Origin of the sequence: Nocardioides donggukensis (assembly GCF_014842875.1) — a bacterium.
GTDB lineage: Bacteria > Actinomycetota > Actinomycetes > Propionibacteriales > Nocardioidaceae > Nocardioides > Nocardioides donggukensis.
Genome location: NZ_JACYXZ010000001.1, coordinates 1,211,129 through 1,232,030 on the forward strand (window position 1 = coordinate 1,211,129; position 20,902 = coordinate 1,232,030).

Here is a 20,902-nt window from a genome sequence, read left to right on the forward strand (position 1 = left end):
CGAGCGACGGGTTTCGAGACGGTCGCTGCGCGACCTCCTCAACCGCCGGGGGCGGGCGCGGCCTCCTCGACCACCGGGGGCCGAGGAGTCAGATCCGGGCGCCGTCGTCGCCGGGGTCGCGGGGGCCGTTCGGCATCGTGGAGACCAAGTAGACGAATCCGCCGACGAACCACAGGACCAGCAGCAGGCTCACGAAGCCGGGCAGGTACCAGTTCATCACCACCGAGAACAGCACGATCGCCGGAGCGACGAACACTCCGAACCACGCCAGCTGGCGGCGCGGCTCGGCCCGCGGCACGGGAGGCGGGACCGGGGGCACGAACCGGCCCTCGTTCTCCCACGGGTCCGGCTCGTCCGCGGACCCGTGGGCCGACCCAACGGTCGGCCCGGCGGTCGACCCGGTGAAGGGCGCGGGCGGGGGCGTCTCCGGGGCGGCCGGAGGCGGCGCCTCGTCCTCGAAGGCAGGCGCGTCGCCGTAGTTGTCGACGATCTCGCGCCAGGCCTCGTCCTCGTCGCGCGGTGTCACGTGCCGAGCCTACGTCGCGCGGCGAACACGTCAGTCGGCGGTGACCCGCTCGATGAACTCGGCGGACTCCTCGAAGATCGTCGGCGCGTCGTTGTCCAGCGTGGCCACGTGGTAGCTGTCCTCGAGCAGGCGCTCGCGGACGTCGCGGGAGCCCACGGTGGACTGGATGAGCGCCGCGGAGGAGGGGTCCACCACGTGGTCCTCGGTGGAGCCGAAGAGGAGGATCGGTGCGCTCACGTCGGCCAGCGCGGTCCGCAGCGGCTTCCAGGCGGCCAGCATCGAGGCCAGGGCCCGCAGCGGCGTCCGGTCGTAGCCGAGCTCGTCGGCGCCCGGCTTCTTGATGTCGTTCCCGATCCCGGGCATCGACTTCAGCACGTGCTTGAGCGCGGGGACCGCCAGCAGCTGCCGGTTCGTGCTGGCCACCGCCGCGTTCACCAGCACCACGCCGCGGACGTCGGCGGACCGGTCGGCCGCGAGCCGGAGCGCGAGCGCGCCGCCCATCGACAGGCCTCCGACCACCACCTGGTCGTTCTCGGCCACCAGCTTGTCGAAGGCGCGGGTCACCTCGGCGTACCAGTCGTCCCAGCCGGTGCCGTTCATCTCCTGCCAGGTCGTCCCGTGGCCGGGCAGTCGCGGCACCTCCACGGCGTACCCCCGGTCGGCGAGGAACTGGCCCCACGGCCGCATCGAGGCCGGCGAGCCGGTGAAGCCGTGGCTCAGCAGGACGCCCACGCGGCGGGGCGAGGACAAGAGGTCGGGACGGGCGGGGGCGGAGTACGGCGCCACGGCGGGGTTGTCGGTCACGGGGGTGATTGTTGCACCAGGCGGAGCTGGTCGTTTCGAGACGGGCTCGTTCCGCGACCTCCTCGACCACCGAGGGGGGAGCCGAACGGATAGGGTTCACCCGTCGGCCCGGCGACGCGGGCCGACGTGACGCGGGAGCGAGGAGGTCGTCGGTGTTCTACTGGTTCCTGAAGTGGATCGCGATCGGTCCGCTCCTGCGCGTCATCTTCCGCCCGCAGGCACACGGGCTGGAGAACGTGCCCGAGGAGGGTCCGGCGATCCTGGCCAGCAACCACCTCTCCTACGCCGACTGGCTGTTCATGCCGCTGGCGGTCCCGCGCCGGGTCACGTTCGTCGCGAAGGCGGAGTACTTCACCTCGCCCGGGCTCAAGGGCTGGCTGCAGAAGACCTTCTTCTCCGGCGCCGGCCAGGTGCCGATCGACCGCTCCGGGGCGAACGCCGCCGAGGGCGCCCTCACCACGGCCAAGCGGATCCTCGGTGAGCAGGACCTGTTCGGCATCTACCCCGAGGGCACCCGCAGCCACGACGGCAAGCTCTACCGCGGCAAGACCGGCGTCGCCCGGCTGGCCCTGGAGACCGGCGTCCCGGTGATCCCGGTCGCCGTCGTCGGCACCGACGTGGTCGCCCCGCCCGGCAAGAAGTTCGGCTCGTTCACCCGCCCGGTGGTCCGGTTCGGCAGGCCGCTGGACTTCTCCCGCTACGAGGGCCTCGAGAACGACCGCTACATCCTGCGGTCGATCACCGACGAGATCATGTACGAGATCATGCGCCTCTCCGGCCAGGAGTACGTCGACCAGTACGCCGCCCGCGCCAAGGAGGAGTCCAAGCGCCTCGAGAAGGAGGCGAAGGACGCCGCCAAGGAGGCGAAGGACAACCCGGAGGGTCCCGCCGAGGGTCCCGGCTCGGTGGACCAGCAGGCGTCCTGAGCCGGCGCCCCCTGCGGGCTCCGCGCGAGGTGCCTCAGCCGGTCGTCCGCCGGGCGTGCCTGGTCAGGCCCAGCCCAAGGGCGATCAGGAGCAGCGCCGAGAGGCCCAGGTACCACAGCGGCCCGCCGTTGTTCGGCAGCACTCCGGTCCCGCCGGTGCCTGCGCCCTGGGGCGCGGCGGGCGAGGTGATCGCCGCGTCGTCGACGGCCGGCGAGGAGCCGCCACCGCCGCCCTTGACGGTGGCCACGTTGACCACCTCGGTGCCCGGTGCGGCGGTGATGTCGGCGACCAGGGTGATCGAGGAGTCCTCTCCGGCCGCCAGCGACGCCGCGAGCGTGCAGGTGGCCTTGCGGGGGGTCTCCGCGCACGACCAGCCCTTGCCCCCGACCCGCACCAGGCGGAGGCCGTCGGGCAGGTCGTCGACGACGGTCACCGGCTTGACCGTGGCGCTCGGACCCTCGTTGAGGACCGTGATCCGGTAGGTGACCCGGTCACCGGTGAGGTTCACCGCGTCCTTCTCGATGTCCAGCACGACGGTCGGCGTGACGCCGGCGGCGGCACTGCCGGTGTTGTCGAGGTCCCCGGGACCGTCGGTCTCCTCCGAGTCCGAGGTCACCGTGGCCGAGTTCTCGACCGTGGGGTACGCCGACGGCTGGACGGCCACGGTCAGCTCGACCACGGTCGACTCGCCCACCCCGAGCGGCTCGGTCCGCTCGCAGGTGACCAGGCCGGCGGAGCTCGAGCAGGTCCAGTCGGCGCCCTCGGCCGCGACGTACGTGAGCCCCTCGGGCAGGTCGTCGGTGACCGTGATCGGCCCCGGGGCCGGCGTCGGGCCGTCATTGGTGACCTCGAGCAGGTAGCTGCCCTCCTCGCCGACGACCAGGTCGCCCGTCAGCGTCTTGGTGAGCGCCAGGTCCACCAGCGCGGGCACGGTGACGGTGTCCGAGGAGGAGTTGTCCTCCTCGTCGGCCTCCGGCGTGGCCGCGTCGACGACCGCGACGTTGTCGACGGCCGGGTACGCCGCCGGCAGCACCTCCACGGTCAGCGTGATCGTCGGCGCCGAGGCCATCGGTCCGAGCGGCCCGGCGAGGTCACAGGTGACCGTGCCGTCGACCTGGTCGCAGGTCCAGTCGGTGCCGACCGCGGAGACGAAGCGCAGGCCCGTCGGCAGGTCGTCGGTGACGGTCACGCTCCGGGCCTCGGACGGCCCGTCGTTGGCGACGTCGAGGGTGAAGCTCAGCTCCTCGCCGACCTTCACCGGACCCGTGTGGTCCTTGACGATCGAGAGGTCGGCCTCCTGGGCCACCGCCAGGTCGGCGGTGTCGGTGTCGTTGCCCGGCGTGGTGTCGGCGGTGGGGGAGCCGACCGTGGCCGAGTTGGTGACGGTGCCGGTGTCGGCGTCGGCGGCCACCATCACCTGGATCCGCAGGTCCGGCGCATCGGCACCGGACACGAGACCACCGGGCACGGTGCAGGTGACCCGCTGGGGGTTCACGTCGCCCTCGGAGCAGCTCCACGGCGCGCTGGCCGAGAGGTAGCTGAGCCCGGCCGGCAGCGTGTCCACCACGGTGATCGGGCCGACCGCGTCGGAGGGTCCCTCGTTGGAGACCTCGAGGAGGAACGTCGTGGACTCGCCGGCCACCGCCGCCCCGGACCCGTGGACCTTGTTGATCGCCAGGTCGGCGTCGGCGACCACGTCGACGTCCGCGGACGCGGTGTTCCCGGCGTCGGTGTCGCCCGGCGTCGTCGTGGAGACGGCTGCGCGGTTGGTGAGGGTGCTGCCGTGCGGCGTGCCGGCGGCGACCGTGGCCACCACGGTGAGCGCGGGTGCCGCGGTGCCCGCGACGATCCGGTCCCGCGAGCAGACGTTGTCGCTGCAGGTCCACCCGGTCCCGCCGACGGAGACCAGCGTCATCCCCGAGGGGAGGGTGTCGGTCACCCGCACCGAGCGCGCGTCGGAGGAGCCGGTGTTGGAGACGACGAGGCGGAAGGTGGCGTTCTCGCCGGCCCGCACGGGGTCGGCCCCGGTCGTCGTCTTGGCGACCGAGATCTCGGTGTCCTCGGTCACGGGGACGTCGATCCGGCTGGTGTCGTTGGTCGCGACGGGGTCGGTCGCCGGGCCGTCGACCGTGGCCGTGTTCTGCAGCGTGGTGCTGCCGATGCCCGAGTCCACCCGCGCCACGAGCGTGATCGCCGGAGCAGCGCTGTCTGCCCCGAGGGCGGCGTCCCGGTCGCAGGTGACGACGCCGTCGGCAGCCGAGCAGTCCCAGCCGGTGCCGGTGGCGGACACGTGGCCGAGCCCGCTCGGCAGGGTGTCGGTCACGGTGATCGTGCCGGGAGAGGTCGCCGGTCCCTGGTTGCGCACCTGCAGCGTGAAGCTCGCGTTCTCACCGGCGACGACGGGGTCGGTGGTGAGCGTCTTGACGATGCTGAGGTCCGACTCGACGGTGATGCCGCTGTCGTCGCCGTCGGTGTTGTCGACCGGCGCCGGGTCGGTCGTCGGGCTGGAGACGGTGGCCTCGTTGGTGACGTCCCCGGTCAGGCCCTCGTCGAGGTCGACGGTGACGTCGAACGTGGTCTCGCCGTCGAAGGCGAGGCCGGCGGTGCGGGTGCAGGTGACGTCCTGACCGGACGCGGTGCAGGCCCATCCGTCACCGACGGCCGAGACGTAGCCGACGTCGGACGGCAGGGTGTCGGTCAGCCGCAGCGGCCCCGTGGCGGCCGACGGGCCGGAGTTCGTGACGGTGAACCGGTAGGTGCCCTGCTCGCCGGCCTTGAAGGTGCCGACGGAGGCCTTCTCCAGGGACAGGTCGGCGCTCGGGGCGGGCGTCGTCGTGACGCTGTCGCTGTCCGGCTCCTCGTCGCCGCTGGTCGGGTCGGTCGGCTCGGACACCGCGGCGACGTTGCGCACGTCGGCGGTGAGGTCCGGGTCGACGTCCGCGGTGATCACGATCGTGGGCAGTGCCCCGACGGCCACCGGGGTGTCCCCGGTCCAGGTGAAGGTCAGCTCCTGGCCGCTGCGGCTCAATGACCAGCCGGCTCCGGTGAAGGAGTCGTAGGTCAGCCCCGTGGGCAGGGTGTCCACGACCGTGATCGGTCCCCGCGACACCGACGGGCCGTGGTTGGTGACGGCCAGCCGGTACGTCGCCTCGGAGCCGGGCACCAGCGCTCCGGACAGCGTCTTGTCGATGCCGAAGTCCGACTCGACGGTGACGTCGCTGGAGGCGTCGTCGGTGTCGTTGCCGGCGACGGGGTCGAAGGTGTGGCCCTCGACGGTCGCCTCGTTGACCAGGGTCGTGCCGGCCGTGGTGTCGTCCGGCACGGTGGCGGTGAGGGTGATGTCGGGGAACGACGAGCCCGAGGCCAGCGAGTCGGTGGCGTCGGTGCGGTCGCAGTCCACGGTCGTGGGCGTCGCCGGGGGACCGTCGGTCCCGGCGGTCGTGGTGCAGGTCCAACCGGTGCCGGTCGCGGTGGCCCCGGTCACGATGCCGGGCACGGTGTCGCTGACCGAGATCGGCCCGGCGGCGGTGTCGGAGCCGAGGTTGGCCACGCTCAGCGTCCAGCTGAACTCGGCGCCGGCCACCGGCGTGCCGACGGCCGTCTTGGTCATCCGGAGGTCGGCGGAGTCGATCCGGGTGCTGGCGTCGTCGGAGTCGGTGGTCACCACGCTGCCGGCGGCACCGTCGAGGTCCTGGGCGGTCGCGGTGGCCTCATTGGTGTGCGAGGTGCCGCTGCCGACCCGGTCCGGTGCCACGTCGGCGCCGGGGGTGGCGGAGAGGACCACGACGATGCGCTCGCCGGTGGCCAGGTCCCCGAGGGCGTCCCAGGTCAGCGTCTGCACCGGGTCGCCGGTCACCGAGTCCGGCTCGTCGGCTGCGGCGGGGGCGCCGGCCACGGAGATCCGGGCCGAGTCGGCGTCGTAGGTCCAGTCCTCGGGCAGGACGTCGCGGACGTCCACGTCGTACGCCGTGGCCGGGCCGCTGTTGGTGACCTCGATCTGCCAGCGGGTCGCCTCGCCGATGTAGGCCGGGGCGGGGTCGAGGAGGGTCTTGTCGACCTCGAGCACGGGCAGTCCGGGGGTCACGGTCGCGGAGGCCGTGGGGCCGTCGTACGTGCGGCCCCCGTCGTCCAGGGAGGTGTACTCGGTGATGTCGATCGTGTTGCGCTGCGCGGTCGACGGTGCGGGGGAGACCAGCGTCGCGTCGTAGGTCAGGACCACCGTGCCGCCGGGGGCGATCGGGCCGAGGTCGACCCAGCCGATCGTGCCACCGCCGGTCGCGCCGCCCGTGAGCGTGCCGCCGTTGCTGATGCTGGTGGCGTCCACCACGACACCCGAGGGCACCGTGTCGGTGAGGTCCACGTCGTGGGCCGCGGACACGTTCGCCCCGCTCGCGTTGGTCACGCGGACCGTGTAGGTGAAGGACTCTCCGGGCACCGGGTCGGCCGGGCTGACGCTCTTGGTGATGCCCAGGTCGGGCTCGCTGACCGTCACCGTGGCGGTGTCGGGCTCGGTCGCGGAGTCGAACGTCGCGTCCGGGGCCGGCGTCGTGCCTGCGGGGACCGTGTCGGTCTGGTTCCAGCGCAGGTCCGCGCTGTTGCTCAGGGTCGTGCCGGCCGTGTTGCCGGCGACGACGCCGACGACGGCGGTGTAGGACACCGAGATCGTGCGCGGGCGCGGGTCCGCGGCGACGTCGTCGAGGAACCAGCCGTGCCGCTGGCCCGAGGGGGTCAGGGCGTCGCCCGCCGAGACCGTCGTGGCACACGCTCCCGCCGCCACGTCGTCGTAGGTGCAGGTCGAGCCGACGAGCGTGACCGTCGCCGGGTCGATGCCGGCCGGCAGCAGGTCGATGATGCTGGCGTCGTAGAAGTTGACGTCGGCCGGCAGGTCGGCGGTGACCTCGTAGGCCGCGCGGTCGCCGACCCGGACCCGCTGCTCGTCCACGGACTTGGTGACCGCTCCGCCGGGCACGGTGATCGTCTCGCTCGCGGTCCCGGTGTAGGAGCGCTCGTCGGCGCTGGCGCCGTCGAGCGAGGTGCCGGTGAGGGTCGCGGTGTTGCGGTAGCTGACGCCACCGCCGGCGGCCGGGGAGGTGGTGACCGCGTAGTCCAGGGTCGGCCACGGGTTCGCCCCGTCGGGTGCCGCCTCGGCCGCCGAGCGCCAGGCCAGGTCGCCGACCTGCCAGACGACCGGGGTCCGGTCGGCGTCACAGCCGTTCGTGCCCACGGCCTCGGTCGTGGCGGTGCCGGTGCTCGGGTCGAGGCTCCCCGGCTGGACGGTCAGCCCGGCCGGGACGCAGTCGACGAGCACCGCGTCGTACAGGGTGGGGCGCACCTGGTTCGGGCTGCCGGTGGCCACGTTCCGGGCGGTGACCGTGTAGCCGACGACCTGGTCGGCGACCGGCTCCCGGTCGTCCGCGGCCTTCGTCGGCGCCGGGACCGGCTCGACGACCGTCACCGACGACGACGCGGACCGGGTGCCGAGGGCGGTGCTGCCGTCCTCGGCGAAGGAGGCGAGCCGGGCGGTGTTGGTGCGCACGGCCGGGTGGATGTTGGCGGTCGCGTCGAGGACCGTCGCCTCGATGGTCATCCGGACCTGATCGTCCGCGACTCCGGCGTCGAGCGAGTCCGGGAAGTCGACCCGGGCCTGGGCGGGCGGGGAGCTCGTCGACCAGCCCGGCAGCGGCAGCGCGAGCCAGAGGTCGGTCGGTGCGGGGCGGTACTCGTAGGTGACCGCGTCGATCCGGATCCCGGAGGGGAGCTGGTCGGTCAGGACGCCGCCGTACACCGTGGTGTTGGCCGGCACGGTGGCCAGCACGGTGTAGGTGACGGTCTCGCCGACCGCGGCGTAGTTCAGCCCGGTCGGGTTGCCGCCCTGGGTGGTGTCGTCCACCGACGTGGTGTTGGCCTTGGTGATCCCGGCGTTGGGCGTGCGCAGGGTGTGGTCGTCGTGGGCGCGCGGCACGTCCTCGTCGTCGGCGGCGACGGTGGTGTCGACGTTGTCCGCCGGGTGGTGCTGGACCAGCGCGTCCAGGTTGGTCCGGGTCGCGTACGACGCCACGTCGACGTCGTTGCGGTAGGACTGGTTGGTGGCGACCGTGACCGGGTAGGTCACCCGGTAGTCGAGGTCGAGGGCGGCGCCGGCGGCCACCTCGGTGGCGTCGGGCAGGTCCCAGCGGACCGCGGATCGGGTGCCGTTGCCCGCGAAGTCCGGGTGGGTGGCGTCGCCCGGGTCGGTGCAGGCGCCGCCGTCGCTGATCGCGCTCACGTCGAGGCAGGTGATCCCGACGGGCAGCCGGTCCCAGGCGTCGGGGCCGATGACCGGGCGGTCGGTGAGGTCGGCGGCGGTGCCGTCGTTGCGCACCGAGACCGTGAAGGCCACGACGTCCCCGGCGCGGATCCGGTGCTGCTGCGCGGTGCTGCCGTCGGGCAGGGGGCCCGCCGCTCCGGGCGGGGTGGCGGTGATCCGCGCCGCGGACTTCGCGACCGAGACCGGGGGGACCGGCGGGATCGTGAAGTCCTCCTGGTCGCGCAGGAAGCCGACGGTGCCGTCGGTGTCGACCCACTCCAGCTTCGCGAGGTTCCCGGTCACGTCGGGCGAGCCGGCGGGGGCGCCGTTCACGACCGCGGAGATCCGGTAGCGGAACGTCGAGCCCTTCGGCACGAAGCGCCCGGAGGCCCCGGCGTCGCCCAGGGTGAAGGTCAGCTCGGTCTCGTCGACTGAGGTGGTGACGTCGTTGCCGGTCACCGCCACGGCGGACCCGGCCTCGTAGTCGAGGTTGTCGGGAAGCAGGTCGACCAGCACCGGGTTCTTGGTGTCGCTGCCGGCCGGGAAGTCGATGCTGAGCAGGAAGCAGACCCGTGAGCCCTGGGTGAACGTCGTCTCCGCCGCGGTCAGGTCGGCGGCGTCCTCGTAGTCGGCGGGTGCGTCCGAGCAGGTGTGCGGGACCGGGCCGCTGTTGGGCTGGATCCGCTTGTCGAGCACGGGCGCGCCCGAGCTCAGCGAGGCGGACGAGCCGTCCTGCACGGTGACGGTGCTGACCCCGCCGGGGGCGTCCACCGAGGCGAGGGTGGTGCTCTCACCGGTCAGGTCGACGGTGTTGGTGTAGGCGTCGCCGGCGACGGTCGGGTCGGAGCCGGTGTCGCGGTAGTTGCCGAGCATGCGGGCCTGGTAGGTCACCGTGGCGGTGCCGCTGGCCGCGATGTCGATGGCGTCGAAGGTGAGGGTGAACGTGCCGTCGCCGTTCTGGACCGCGGTGAACGGCAGGCTCGGCGCCGTGCCTGCCGAGCCGTCGCACGGGGCCGGCGCGCCGTCGGCGAAGTTCGTGCCCGGCCCGGCGAGCGGGCACAGGCCGTCCGGCATCTCGTCGGTGATGACGATGCCCGTCGTGTCGGCGTACTCGCCGGCCTGGAGCTCGAGCGTGTAGGTCGCGACGTCGCCCTGGCTGAAGACGGCGGGGGAGACGGACTTCTGGATCGCCAGGTCCTCGGCGGTCACGGCCAGCTGGTCGGAGTCCGAGACGGCCGAGCCCGTGTCCCCGGCCGTGGGGCCGGTGTAGTCGGCGGTGACGACGGCGCGGTTGGTGAGGCCGATCTCCGATCCGGTCTCGCGGGTGGGGGCGCCGGTGTTGTTGTCGAGGTTCGAGCCCTGGCCGAGGGACGCCGGCGTCGGCGCGCCGCCGGGGAAGGTCGCGGTGTTCGCGCGCTGCGGGATGCCGGCCGCGTGGACGACGTCGACGACGTCGCCCGGGCCGAGGGTGCCGAGGCGCCACTCGACCCGCGTGTAGACGCCGGAGGGAAGTCCTGCCGGGTCGGTGACCGTCGCGACGCCGGCGGGCTCGATGCAGCCGGCCACGTCGGGGGTGGAGACGTCCAGACGCGGGGCGCCGGTGTACTCGACGGTCGCCGAGTTGTCGTCGAGGCCGCACCCGAGGAACTCCAGCTCGGCCGGCAGGTGGTCGACGAGGACCACGTCGTCGTCGGCGTGGGCGGAGTTGTTCGTGACCCGGAGCGTGTACGTCGTGGGGTGCGCGTGGATGCCCCGCAGGAGCTCTCCCTCGGGGCTGTCCTCCGACTTGTCGACCGTGATCGCGGTGATCGTGGTGCTCGCGGGCCCGGACGTCGCCTGGACCGTCGCGCCGGAGACGTACTGCCCCTGGCCGTCGAAGCGGGGGAGGGTGCGCGGGCCGGCGTTCGCGTAGGCGTTGGCCGTGTTCTCGATGGTGGAGCCGACCGGGTGGACGTCCGGGTCGGGCCTGACCGCGAAGCTCACCGACTGCGCGGCCCCCACCGGCAGGTCGCTGACGTTCTCCCAGACCAGCACGGTGCGGCCGTCGGAGTCGACGTACTCGGTCGGCTCGGGCATCCCCGCCGGCCGGGTCGGGCCGGCGTACTCCACCCCGAGCGGCAGCACGTCGCGGAGGGTGAGGTTGTACTCCTTCTCGGTCCCGGTGTTGCGCGCGGTGATCGTGACCGCGACGTCCTCGCCGACCAGCACCTGCTCGGAGGCGCTCTTGGTGACCGCGATCCCCTCGGCCGCGAAGGCGGGGCTCGCCGGCACCACCACGACCAGACCGACCAGCACCAGGAATCCGGTCAGGGCCGACCAGCGGGTCCGGCGGGTCCGGCGGGTCTGGCGGGTCCGGCGCGCGCGAGTGTGCCGAGGACGGGGGAGGAGCATGGGGGACCTTTCGAGACCGAGACGAGCGTGTGGGGGTGGGGGTGCTCGCGCAACACCCCATCACCGAACGCCGACCCGCGCAGGAAGTTGAGTGAAACGAGAGAAACTCGTGGGACGGGCGGGGCGACGGCCGCTCTGCCAGACTTCCCCGCATGACCCGCTCCCGGCTGACCGCTCCGCGCGCTTGGCGGGAGGCCGGGGCGGAGGCCGTCGAGGACCGGCTGTTCCGGGCGCTCGCGGTGCTGCGGGTCGTGGTGCTGGCGAACGCGGTCGCGCTGAACCTCTACCGCCGGGACAACTTCGACCACCCCACGGCCGGGGTGCTGGTGGTGCTGGGGATGGCCGCCTGGACCGGGATCGCGATCTGGGCCTTCTCCTCCTCGGCCCGTCGGGTGCCGCTGCTGCTGGTGCTCGACCTCGTGATCGCGCTGGCGGCACTCGCCTCCTCGCCCCTGGTCAAGGGGGCCGGCTTCTCGGCGTCCGTGTCGGGGTTCTGGGTGATCGGCGCCCTGTTCGCGTGGGCGATCCACTGGCGCTGGATCGGCGGGCTGGTGGCGGCGACGCTGGTGAGCGCGACCGACCTGCTGATCCGGGAGTCGGTCACGCAGGCCAACTACGCCAACGTCTTCCTGATCATGATCGGCGGCCCGATCGTGGGCTACATGTGCGGCTCGCTGCAGCGGATGGCCGCCGAGCGCGACCACGCGGAGCGGGCCGCGGCCACCGCCGCGGAGCGGGCCCGGCTGGCTCGGGCGGTGCACGACGGCGTGCTGCAGGTGCTGTCACTGGTCCAGCGGCGCGGGGCCGAGATCGGTGGCGAGGCCGCCGAGCTGGGCCGGCTGGCCGGCGAGCAGGAGCGCGACCTGCGCTCGCTCATCCACCAGCAGGACAGCCTCGCCGCCCCGTCCCGTGACGAGGCGACCGACCTCGCCTCGGCGCTGGAGCGGACGGCCACCCGGCGCCCGCCCCAGGCGAGCATGTCCGGGCCGGGGGCGCCGGTGCTGATGCCGGCGGCGGCCGTCGAGGAGCTGGTGGCCGTGGTGCGCGCCTGCCTGGACAACGTGGCCCGTCACGTCGGGCCGACGGCGCCCGCCTGGGTGCTGCTGGAGGACCTCGGCGCCGAGGTCGTGGTGACCGTGCGGGACGAGGGGCCGGGCATCCCCGACGGCCGGCTGGACGCGGCCGTGACCGAGGGCCGGCTCGGGGTGTCGGAGTCGATCTGCGGGCGGATCGCCGACCTCGGGGGCAGCGCCGCGCTGCACACCGGCCCGTCCGGCACCGAGTGGGAGGTGAGGGTGCCCCGATGACCATCCACAGCTCGCACCCGTTCCAGGACCCCGAGTCCGAGCGCGACCCGGCCCGGCGGTTCCGCTCCCGGCTGGGCGGCGCGGTCTCCCTGTGGACCTCGGGAGCGGACCGGGAGCGGGCCGGGCTCACGGTCTCCTCGCTGGTGGTCGCCACCGGCGAGCCGGCCGAGGTGGTCGCGCTCCTCGACCCCGACTCCGACCTCGCCGAGCGCCTCCAGGAGACCGGGCGCGGCGTCGTCCACCTGCTCCGGTGGCAGCACCGCGACCTCGCCGACGCGTTCGCCGGCGTCGCGCCCGCGCCGGGCGGGCCGTTCACCCTCGGCCAGTGGCACGCCTCGGAGTGGGGGCCGGTGCTGGACTCCGCCACGACCTGGGTCGGCGTCGGTCTGGCCGACGTCGACGAGGTCGGCTGGTCGCTGCTGGTGCGCTGCGTGGTCGAGTCGGCCGAGATCGGTGCGGAGCCCGATCCGCTGGTGCACCGGCGCGGGCGCTACCAGGCGCCGTCGTGAACGCCGTACGGTCACGGGCAGCGACCTCGAGGGGGACCTGATGGAGCAGCCGGCACCCACCCGGGTGATGGTGGTCGACGACCACCCGATGTGGCGCGACGCCGTGGAGCGGGACCTCGCCGCCGCCGGCTTCGACGTGGTGGCGGTGGCGGCCAACGGCTCCGAGGCTCTCGCCCGGTTCCCGGCCGCCCGGCCCCAGGTGGTGGTGCTGGACCTGCAGATCCCGGCGCCGAACGGGGTGGAGGTGACCTCGGCCGTCGTCGCGCAAGACCCCTCCGCCCGGGTGCTGATCCTGTCCGCGTCCGGTGAGCAGGCCGACGTGCTCGAGGCGGTCAAGGCCGGCGCGACCGGCTACCTCGTGAAGTCGGCCTCCCGCGAGGAGCTCCTGGAGGCGGTCCGGCGGGTGGCGCTGGGCGACACCGTCTTCACGCCGGGCCTGGCCGGGCTGGTGCTGGGGGAGTACCGGCGGCTGCTCGACGCCCCTGCTCCCTCGGCCGGGACCCCGGAGCTGACCGAGCGGGAGACCGAGGTGCTGCGGCTGGTGGCGAAGGGGTTGTCCTACAAGCAGATCGCCGAGCGGCTGGTCGTCTCGCACCGGACCGTGCAGAACCACGTGCAGAACACCCTGCGCAAGCTGCAGATGCACAACCGGGTGGAGCTGACCCGGTACGCGATCGAGCAGGGACTCGACGAGGAGTGAGCCGCACCGGTGAAGCCGTCGAGGCCCGGTTCCGCCGTGCCGAGGCCTGGGACCTGGTCGCGCTGCGCGACCTTGAGCGCGAGGCCGGGCTGGCCGCGCTGGGCCACGTCTTCGACCCCGCGCGGCACCCCTACCCCTCCGACGAGGTGCTGGCCCGGTGGGCCCTGGTCCTGGACGAGCCGGGCGTCGGCGTCGAGGTGGTCGACGACCCCGGGGCGCCGGGACGGCTGCTGGTGCTGGTCGCGCACGACGCCTCGACCGTGCGGCACCTCGCGGTCGCCCCGGCGGTGTGGGGTCGTGGCCTGGCCCGGTCGGCGCTGGCCCGGGCCGTCGCCTCGATCGCCGCCGCGCAGCCGGGGGACCCCGCTCACCTCGACAACCCTGCGCAGTCGGCGGTCGCGTCGGCGGCCGCGTCCGCGGCCGCGTCGGCGCGACCTCGCGAGGCGTCGCTGTGGTGCCTGGTGGAGAACCATCGCGCCCGCGGCCTCTACGAGCACCTCGGCTGGCTCCCCGGTGCCGAACGCCGCGAGGCCGGCTGGCCGCCGTACCCCCTCGAGATGACCTACACCCTCCCCCTTCCCTGACCCGTCGCTAGTGTCGGCTCAGAGACCGCCGACCCGTCGCTTGTGTCGGCTCTGAGACCGTCGACCCGTCGCTTGTGTCGGGCTCCGCGCGTGCTCGAGGCGGGTGCCTCCTCCTGTCCTCCGGGCGGCTCGCCTGCTCAGTCGAACGCGGGGGCGTGCCGCTGGAACTGCCAGGTGAGGTACACCGCAGGGTCGTCGGTGTCCGGCGAGTCGTCCTCGGTCCAGTAGTCGATGACCGCGTAGCGCGCCGAGGCGCGGCGCACCTCGAAGGACTCGCGCAGGGTGGCTCCGGAGTCGGATGCGGCGGTGAGTTCGTGGACCCCCGTGGGCAGGCCCAGAGGGAAGCTGATCCAGTTGTGCTGGCCCTCCACGTGGAAGTCGCCGTCGACCACGGTGACACCGTCGATCACGACGCTCAGGCGAACCACCTCGTCGTCGAACGACTGGTTGCTGACGATCAGGACCAGGTTCGCCGCGGCCTCGTCGACGAGCCTCACGGCGGCGTCGGCGGCCGTGACCTCCGCGTCGGGCATCGGGTCGACACCCTGGGCCGGGCCGCAGGCGACCAGGACCCACCCGATGAGGGCGAAGGAGAGGGGCAACCGGACGGACATAGGCATGGGACGTGGTGACCCGCCTGACGGTTCCCCACTCCGAAGTGGGCGAAGAGAGTTTCGATTAGTGTCTCACGATGTGGGACGTGACGCTGTTCTTCGGGGCTGACTGTCGGTGCCGGCTGGTGTCATGGATCCATGAGCATCCACGCGCTCCCGGCCCCGGTGGTGACACCGGCGATCGAGGCAGCGCGGGCCGCGGTCAGCAGTGCGACGAGCGTGCCGGTCACCGCGTTGCCCGTGGCCGAGCTCGCTGACGGCATCGCGACCCTGGCGGCCTTGGAGTCGCAGGCCGCGGCGTTGCGGCTCGAGCTCGCGGCCGAGGCCGAGCGGCGCCGGGTGGCGGCCGCCGAGGCCGCCACCGGGACGGATGCCTGGGTCTCACGTCTGACCGGCGACCCCCGGCACGTCGCCCGGGGAGGCCTCCTGGTGCAGCGGCTGCTCAGCGAGAAGTACGCCGCGACGCGGGCCGCCTTCGCAGCCGGTGACCTGCGCTTCGAGCAGGTCCGGACGATCGTGCTCGCCGCCGAGCGGATCCCGGAGCGGGCCACGCCGTCCCAGGTCGCGGCGGCGGAGCAGTGGCTGGTCGGCCGGGCCACGGGGGCCGGCAACCGGGACGGCCGACCGCTGTCGGACCGTCGGCTCCGAGCCGCCGCACGGCGGATGTGCTCGCTGGTGGATCCCGAGCTGGCGAAGGATCACGAGCACGCCATGCTCACCCGCGAGCGCCGGACGGCCGAGTCGGAGACGTGGCTGACGCTCAATGACGACGGCAACGGGCGGTACTCCGGCAGGTTCGTCATCCCCGAGCTGCACGGTGCGCTCCTCAAGGCGAGCCTGGACCGACTCACCTCACCACGACGGCTCGGTCGGGACCGGGCCGGCGACCGCGTCGTCGACGACACGCTGCCGGGCGCCGGGGAGGTGCTGAGCTGGTCCGAGCGCCTCGGGGCGGCGTTCACCGAGCTCATCGAGCACCTGCCCACCGACGGGCACAAGGGCAACGCGGTCACGATGCTGGTCCGGGCGGACCTGCAGGACCTGGTGACCGGGCTGGGCACGGCGGCGCTGGACACCGGCATCGAGATCGACGCCGGCGCTGCCCGGCGTCTCGCGTGCGAGGCCGAGATCGTGCCAGCGGTGATGGGTGGGCCGTCCGTCCCGCTGGATCTGGGACGCAGCCGTCGGCTCCACGACCGCAACCAGCGCCTGGCCCTCGGTCTGCGGCACGACAGCTGCGCCGTGGCCGGGTGCGAACGCCCCTACGCCTGGTGCGAGATCCACCATCCGCGTGCCTGGTCGCGAGGTGGCCGCACCGACCTCGGCAACGCCGTTCCGCTCTGCGGCTGGCACCACCAGCGCGCCCACGACGATGTGTTCGACCTGCGCCGCACCGCCTGTGGGGACTGGCGATTCCACCGACGACGGTAGGACCGGATCGGTTCCCACCCGGCTCGAGCCCGCGACCGGGCCTCGCCGACGACCGGGCGCGCCCACGACCGGGCTCGCCGACAGCCGGGCTCGCCGACGACCGGTTGCGCCGACGACCGGGCTCACCGACGACCGGGCTCGCCGACGACCGGGCGCGCCGACGACCGGGCGCGCCGACGACCGGTTGCGCCGACGACCGGGCTCGCCGACGACCGGGCTCGCCGACAGCCGGGCTGGCCTACAACCGGGCTCGCCTACAACCGCGCTCGTCCCTGCTGCACGGCCAGCACCACACACCATCCGGCCAGCGCGGCCAGGACGAGGGCCACGGACACCTGCGCGGACAACGCGGCCAGCATCAGCGGGAAGCCGAAGCCCACGTAGGCCGTGGCGTAGAAGCCTGCGGACACGGTGCCCAGTCGCCCCTCGGCGGCCAGCGCGGGCAGCCGGGAGAGCCCGCTGGCCAGGGCGAGACCGCCTCCGGCCCCGAGCACGACCGAGGCCGGGATCGCCAGCGGCAGGAGCGGCGGCACGGCCGCGGCCAGCGCTGTCACCCCGAACCCGACGACACCGCAGCCGGCCGCGACCGGCGCGGTGCGCGGCCCGAGCCGCCCCTGGAGCGGCGCGGCCAGGGCACCGGCTCCCAGCGCCAGGCCGGCCAGCAGGCCGGTCAGTGCCACCGGGGCGACCGGGAAGCCGATCAGCACGGGCACTCCGGCGACCGCGGTCGCGGGGAAGGCGTAGACGCAGATCGCCAGCGGGGCCACCACCAACAGCCCGGTGCGTCGGCCGCCCGGCCGGAACGCTCCCGAGCGCACGGTGCCGGGTGGCGCCGGAGACCGGACCAGCGACTCGGCGACCGACCAGGAGGCGACCAGCGCCAGCAGGAGGACCGCGACGTGCAGCAGGTAGGGAAGCACGAGGGGCCACGGTCCCCACTCGCCGATCAGTCCTGCATACGACGGTCCGATCGCGAACCCCGCGGTCATGGCGACCGCGGCACTGCGCGGACCGGACGTGCGCCCGCCCCGGGTCGCGGTCTCCACGAGCCAGGCGCTGCCGACACTGAAGACGGTCCCCGAGGTCGCTCCCTGGAGGAACCGGACGACATACAGGAGCGCTTCGCTGTCGGCGGCGAGCAGGAAGAGCAACGACGCCACGACCGCACCGACGGCGGCCGGAAGCGCGACCCGCCGGCGTCCCCACCGGTCCGCGGCCTGCCCCGCCATCGCGAGGGCGAGCATCAGGCCGAGCGCGTAGACCCCGAAGACCGCGGTCAGCGACGCATCGGTCATCGCGAGCCGGTCGCGGTAGATCAGCAGGAGCGGGGTGGGGACGTTGGTCCCGGTGGCGACCGCCAGCAGCAGGAGCGTCAGCCTCCGGTCCGCGCTCCAGGTCTCCGTCACGCCGCCCACCCTCGCACGCGTCCCCGGACCGGCCGGGGGTGCCACCCTGTGTAGATTCGCGAGCGTGCCGAACGACGCGCTGCTCGAGGCAGCTGACGGGCTCTACGGGCTGGACCTGCCCGCCTTCACACCCGCCCGGGACGAGCTGGCGAAGTCGCTGCGCGCCGAGGACCGTCCGCTCTCCGACGCGGTGAAGCGGCTGCGCAAGCCGTCGCTGGCGGCGTGGGCGGTGAACCTGCTGGTACGTCGTGAGGCCGAGCAGGTCGAGCAGGTGCTGACGGTCGGCGCCGCACTGCGCGAGGCACAGACCAACCTCGACGGCGACGAGCTGCGGGCCCTGACCAGGCAGCGGCGGCAGTTGACCGCGGCGGTGACCACGAGGGCGCGCAGCCTGGCGTCCGAGCAGGGGCAACGGATCACGCCGGCGGTGGCCGAGCAGGTGGAGGGCACGCTGACGGCGGCGATGGTCGATGCCGACGCGGCGGCCGCGGTGCGCACCGGCCTGCTGGTGAGCGCCCTGGCCGCCACCGGAGTGGGGGAGCTCGACGTCGCGTCGGCGCTGGCGGTCCCGGAGGCGGCCGGCTTCACGGCGACACCGGTCGTCGAGCAGCCGCCCACGCCGCCGGACCTGCACGTCGTGCCGGACCCCGATGCCGACGCCAAGCGCCTGGCCGCCGCCGAGCAGGAGCTGGCGGAGGCGGACGCCGAGGTCGAGCGCGCCCGTCAGGCGCACACCGCCGCCGACGCGGACGTCGAGGCGCTCGAGGCGCGCAGCCTGCAGACCCAGGCCGAGCTCGAGGAGCTGAGGCGGCGCCTGGCGGAGCTGGAGGACACCGCGGACGAGATCGACGACGAGCTCACCGACGCCCGGGCGGTGCTGGCGTCGGCCCAGGACGACCGCAGCGCAGCCGACTCCGCCCGGGAGCGGGCCGCGGCGGCCGTCGACCGCCTCCGCGGCTGACCCCCCGGCCCGCGGTCCGCGGGCCGGGGTCCGAGCGTCAGTGTCAGTGGGGCGTCCGTCAGCGGGCCCGGCCTCAGACGTGCTGCGCCCAGCCCCCGGCCCGCCGGACCGCCTCGGTCCACCGGCCGTGCGCGGCGTCCGCGGCGGCCTGGTCACCGGCCGGCTCGAAGCGTCGGTCGAGCTGCCAGGTCTCCCGGAGGTCGTCGACGGACGCCCACAGGCCGGTGCCCAGCCCGGCCAGGAACGCCGCACCCAGCGCGGTCGTCTCGACGATCCGCGGCCGCTCGACCGGTACGCCGACCTGGTCGGCCTGCACCTGGCACAGCAGGTCGTTGTCGCTGGCGCCACCGTCCACCCGAAGCACCGGCGTGGAGCCGTCCGCCCACCCGGGCAGCGTCTCCAGCACGTCGCGGACCTCGAACGCGATCGCCTCGAGGGTGGCCCGGACGATGTGCGCGCGGGTCGTGCCGCGGGTCAGGCCGATGATCATCCCGCGGGCGTCGGGATCCCAGTGTGGGGCGCCGAGGCCGGTCAGGGCCGGCACGAACACCACCCCCTCCGAGTCGGCCACGGTCGCGGCGATCGCTTCGGTCTCGGCCGCGGAGCCGACGATCTGCAGCCCGTCCCGCAGCCACTGCACGGCGGCGCCGGTCACGAAGATCGCGCCCTCGAGCGCATAGGTCAGCACCCCGTCCGGCGACCGCCAGGCGGCCGTGCTGAGCAGGCCGGCCTCGCTCCGCACCAGCTCGCTCCCGGTGTTGGTGAGGATGAACGACCCGGTGCCGTAGGTGCACTTGGAGTCGCCCACGTCGAAGCAGGTCTGCCCGAACAGCGCCGACTGCTGGTCCCCGGCGATGCCGGCGATCGGGAGCTCCAGGTCGCAGAACGCACGCGGGTCGGTCGTGGCGATCTCGCCCCAGTTCGGCACCAGGTCCGGCAGCGCCTCGCGGGGCACGCCGAAGAGCTCGCACAGCTCGTCGGACCAGTCACCGGTCCGGAGGTCGAACAGGAGGGTCCGGCAGGCGTTCGAGACGTCGGTGACGTGCCAGGTCCCGCGAGTCATCCGGGCGATCAGGTAGGAGTCGACCGTGCCGACGGCGTACCGACCCGACGTGACCAGCGCCCAGGTGTTCGGCTCGTTCTCGGCCAACCACATCAGCTTGGTGCCGGAGAAGTACGGGTCCAGCCGCAGACCGGTCAGCTCGCGGACGCGGTCCTCGTGGCCGGCCTCGCGGAGCCGGGTGCAGATGTCGGTCGTGCGCCGGTCCTGCCAGACGATCGCCCGACGCGGCGAGCCGAGCGTCTCGCGGTCCCAGAGCAGGACGGTCTCGCGCTGGTTGGTGATCCCGACCGCGGTGAGCTCCCCGTCGTACGCCGCGACCGCGGCCCGGGTGGCGGCGAGGGTGGCCTGCCAGATCTCCTCGGGGGCGTGCTCGACCCAGCCCGGCTGCGGGAAGTGCTGGGAGAACTCCTGGTAGCCACGGGCCGCGATCGTGCCCTCGGCGGTGACCACGACGGCGGTGACGCCGGTGGTGCCGGCGTCGATGGCGAGCACGCTCATGCGTCGTCCCTCCCGTCGGCCTCGCGGACGATCGCGAGGATCCTCTCGTCGATCCAGGCCAGACCCGGGTCGACGCGCATCTCGTAGTTCTCGGTGCCGACCCACGTCGCGAAGTCCCGGTGCCCGTGCGCGGTCGCGAACGCCTCCAGGTCGGCACGCAGGTCGCTGTCCACCGCCACGCGCTCGGAGGGGGTGGACGCGGTCAGGTAGAGGTCGTTGAGGTCGAGGAGCCGGGTCAGCTCGGGCACCGGGGTGGCGTGGTCGTCGACGCGCAGGTCCACGGCGATGTCGTCGAGGCCGCCGTACCCGGCCCCGTCCCGCACCACGAGCAGCGCCGCCGACTGCCGGCCGCGCCGGTCGCCGCCGGCCTCGTCGCCGGCTCGGAGGGCGGAGAGGAGCCGACGGGCCAGCGAGGCCTGCGCGTCGGAGCCGAGCCAGGCGGCCTCGACGGCGTCCAGGACCTCGGGTCCGGTCAGCACGTTGCCCTGGGCGGCGTACCCGTCTCCGGTCCGGCTGCCGGCCCAGTCGAGGCAGGCGGTCCCGGTGTGCGAGGCCGCCGTGCCGTCCAGGTCCACGATCCCGACCTGCCGGTGGTCGCGGTGGTCGTCCTCCTCGAGCAGCCGCTGGAGCGCGACCGGCGCGGTCGCCCCGGCGTCGAGGTGGGCCAGGGCCAGCCCCTTGTAGGCGACGTTGGCGTCGGCCTGGGTGGCGATCGCGCCGAGCCCGGCGACGGCGGCCGGGACCGCCGAGCCCACGGCCAGGAACTTGGAGGCGACGGCCACGCCCCAGGACTCTCCGTCATCGGAGCGGGCCACGATCGAGAAGGTCATGGGAGCGAGGGTAGTGGCCGCGAGGTCGGTTATCCGCTTGCCCTCAACCGGACTTGAGGTTCGACA

General features: G+C 73.8%; 14 protein-coding genes. 7 read left to right on the forward strand and 7 right to left on the reverse strand.

Annotated elements, in window-relative coordinates:
* Nucleotides 1–88 precede the first annotated feature (88 nt).
* Both IE331_RS05975 and IE331_RS05980 read right to left on the reverse strand, forming a co-directional pair.
* Nucleotides 89–526, reverse strand: a complete 438-nt coding sequence (locus IE331_RS05975; RefSeq protein WP_192141392.1) for a hypothetical protein — start codon at nt 524–526, stop codon at nt 89–91.
* A 30-nt stretch (nt 527–556) separates the two neighbouring features.
* Nucleotides 557–1,330 carry an alpha/beta hydrolase gene (locus IE331_RS05980; protein WP_192141394.1) on the reverse strand — a complete coding sequence of 258 codons (774 nt, stop codon included), beginning with the start codon at nt 1,328–1,330 and terminating at the stop codon, nt 557–559.
* 152 nt (nt 1,331–1,482) lie between these two features.
* On the opposite strand from IE331_RS05980, the gene IE331_RS05985 reads away from it, so the two are divergent.
* Nucleotides 1,483–2,256, forward strand: a complete 774-nt coding sequence (locus IE331_RS05985) for a lysophospholipid acyltransferase family protein (RefSeq protein WP_192141396.1) — start codon at nt 1,483–1,485, stop codon at nt 2,254–2,256.
* Nucleotides 2,257–2,290: 34 nt separating this feature from the next.
* Here the strand turns inward: IE331_RS05985 and IE331_RS05990 are convergent, their stop codons facing one another.
* Complete coding sequence (locus IE331_RS05990; protein WP_192141398.1) at nt 2,291–10,933, reverse strand: DUF11 domain-containing protein; 8,643 nt, start codon at nt 10,931–10,933, stop codon at nt 2,291–2,293.
* 152 nt (nt 10,934–11,085) lie between these two features.
* Between IE331_RS05990 and macS the strand changes: the two genes are divergently transcribed.
* Genes macS through IE331_RS06010 form a run of 4 tightly spaced genes read left to right on the forward strand, consistent with a single transcriptional unit; the run spans nt 11,086 to nt 14,033 of the window.
* Nucleotides 11,086–12,240, forward strand: coding sequence for a MacS family sensor histidine kinase (gene macS / locus IE331_RS05995; protein WP_192141400.1), 1,155 nt, complete (start codon nt 11,086–11,088; stop codon nt 12,238–12,240).
* Nucleotides 12,237–12,749, forward strand: a complete 513-nt coding sequence (locus IE331_RS06000; protein WP_192141402.1) for a flavin reductase family protein — start codon at nt 12,237–12,239, stop codon at nt 12,747–12,749. The genes macS and IE331_RS06000 overlap by 4 nt, the downstream gene beginning before the upstream one ends.
* Nucleotides 12,750–12,789: 40 nt before the next feature.
* On the forward strand, nt 12,790–13,449 hold the full coding sequence (locus tag IE331_RS06005) for a response regulator (protein WP_192141404.1): 660 nt from the start codon (nt 12,790–12,792) through the stop codon (nt 13,447–13,449).
* Nucleotides 13,446–14,033 carry a hypothetical protein gene (locus tag IE331_RS06010; protein WP_192141406.1) on the forward strand — a complete coding sequence of 196 codons (588 nt, stop codon included), beginning with the start codon at nt 13,446–13,448 and terminating at the stop codon, nt 14,031–14,033. The genes IE331_RS06005 and IE331_RS06010 overlap by 4 nt, the downstream gene beginning before the upstream one ends.
* A 137-nt stretch (nt 14,034–14,170) precedes the next feature.
* Here IE331_RS06010 and IE331_RS06015 read toward each other — a convergent pair whose 3' ends face one another.
* Nucleotides 14,171–14,635 carry a hypothetical protein gene (locus IE331_RS06015; RefSeq protein ID WP_192141408.1) on the reverse strand — a complete coding sequence of 155 codons (465 nt, stop codon included), beginning with the start codon at nt 14,633–14,635 and terminating at the stop codon, nt 14,171–14,173.
* Between the two features lie 150 nt (nt 14,636–14,785).
* Between IE331_RS06015 and IE331_RS06020 the strand changes: the two genes are divergently transcribed.
* Nucleotides 14,786–16,078, forward strand: coding sequence for an HNH endonuclease signature motif containing protein (locus tag IE331_RS06020; protein ID WP_192141410.1), 1,293 nt, complete (start codon nt 14,786–14,788; stop codon nt 16,076–16,078).
* A gap of 254 nt (nt 16,079–16,332) precedes the next feature.
* Here IE331_RS06020 and IE331_RS06025 read toward each other — a convergent pair whose 3' ends face one another.
* Complete coding sequence (locus IE331_RS06025; RefSeq protein ID WP_192141412.1) at nt 16,333–17,484, reverse strand: MFS transporter; 1,152 nt, start codon at nt 17,482–17,484, stop codon at nt 16,333–16,335.
* Between the two features lie 64 nt (nt 17,485–17,548).
* On the opposite strand from IE331_RS06025, the gene IE331_RS06030 reads away from it, so the two are divergent.
* Complete coding sequence (locus IE331_RS06030) at nt 17,549–18,445, forward strand: hypothetical protein (protein ID WP_201931175.1); 897 nt, start codon at nt 17,549–17,551, stop codon at nt 18,443–18,445.
* A 73-nt stretch (nt 18,446–18,518) separates the two neighbouring features.
* Here the strand turns inward: IE331_RS06030 and glpK are convergent, their stop codons facing one another.
* A complete protein-coding gene (glpK, locus tag IE331_RS06035; RefSeq protein WP_192141414.1) occupies nt 18,519–20,006 on the reverse strand; it encodes a glycerol kinase GlpK in 1,488 nt (495 codons plus the stop codon).
* Entirely contained in the window at nt 20,003–20,836 is an 834-nt protein-coding gene (locus IE331_RS06040) for a DUF1028 domain-containing protein (RefSeq protein WP_192141416.1), read from the reverse strand. The genes glpK and IE331_RS06040 overlap by 4 nt, the downstream gene beginning before the upstream one ends.
* Between the last annotated feature and the right edge of the window lie 66 nt (nt 20,837–20,902).

Coding starts and splice junctions, on each gene's coding strand:
- IE331_RS06040 (WP_192141416.1), bottom strand. CDS start 20,836: ATGACCTTCTCGATCGTGGCCCGCTCCGATGACGGAGAGTCCTGGGGC.
- IE331_RS06000 (WP_192141402.1), top strand. CDS start 12,237: ATGACCATCCACAGCTCGCACCCGTTCCAGGACCCCGAGTCCGAGCGC.
- glpK (WP_192141414.1), bottom strand. CDS start 20,006: ATGAGCGTGCTCGCCATCGACGCCGGCACCACCGGCGTCACCGCCGTC.
- IE331_RS05990 (WP_192141398.1), bottom strand. CDS start 10,933: ATGCTCCTCCCCCGTCCTCGGCACACTCGCGCGCGCCGGACCCGCCAG.
- IE331_RS06020 (WP_192141410.1), top strand. CDS start 14,786: ATGAGCATCCACGCGCTCCCGGCCCCGGTGGTGACACCGGCGATCGAG.
- IE331_RS06005 (WP_192141404.1), top strand. CDS start 12,790: ATGGAGCAGCCGGCACCCACCCGGGTGATGGTGGTCGACGACCACCCG.
- macS (WP_192141400.1), top strand. CDS start 11,086: ATGACCCGCTCCCGGCTGACCGCTCCGCGCGCTTGGCGGGAGGCCGGG.